Source organism: Parafrankia sp. Ea1.12 (assembly GCF_900465275.1).
Classification (GTDB): domain Bacteria; phylum Actinomycetota; class Actinomycetes; order Frankiales; family Frankiaceae; genus Parafrankia; species Parafrankia soli.
In genome coordinates this window covers 1-445 of the sequence record NZ_UBIZ01000676.1, presented here as the reverse complement: position 1 = coordinate 445, position 445 = coordinate 1, and the positions used below count along the sequence as shown (strand labels likewise).

The 445-nt window shown below is 70.8% G+C and carries 1 protein-coding gene; it reads right to left on the bottom strand.

Features of this window, described 5'->3' with window-relative positions; all coding sequences use genetic code 11:
* The coding region (locus FMEAI12_RS34900; protein WP_235015076.1) for a pseudouridine synthase at positions 1-361 on the bottom strand (361 nt) is incomplete at its 3' end.
* Between the last annotated feature and the right edge of the window lie 84 nt (positions 362-445).

The following is a 445-nucleotide window of genomic DNA, read 5'->3' as shown; positions in this document are numbered from 1 at the left end:
CGGCATACGAGATAGGCTCCGGTCTCGTGGGCTCGGCGAGGATGTCGGCGCGGTTGGCGGCGATGCGGACCCGGTTCTTGCGCCCGACGCTGAGCGGAAGGTCGATGATGCCGGCCGCGGGCAGACCGCGGGTGCGGGTGAGCGCCAGGTAGCACTTGTCGACGGTGCGCCGGGCGAACTGGCGGGTCAGGTCACCGTGAAAGCGTAGTTCGCGGGCGAACAGGATCAGCCCCGAGGTGACCTTGTCGATGCGGTGGACGGGGAAGAGCTCCTCGCCCAGCGCCGCGGCCAGGCGGACGAGGTCGGTGTCGTGGCGCTCCCCCATGACCGAGATCCCGGCGGGCTTGTCGAGCGCCAGCATCGTCTCGTCCTCGTGCACGAGGTGCCGCGCGCGCAGGCTCGCCCAGGTCCCCGTCTCCGCCGCCAAGGTCCTCACTCCTGTTCC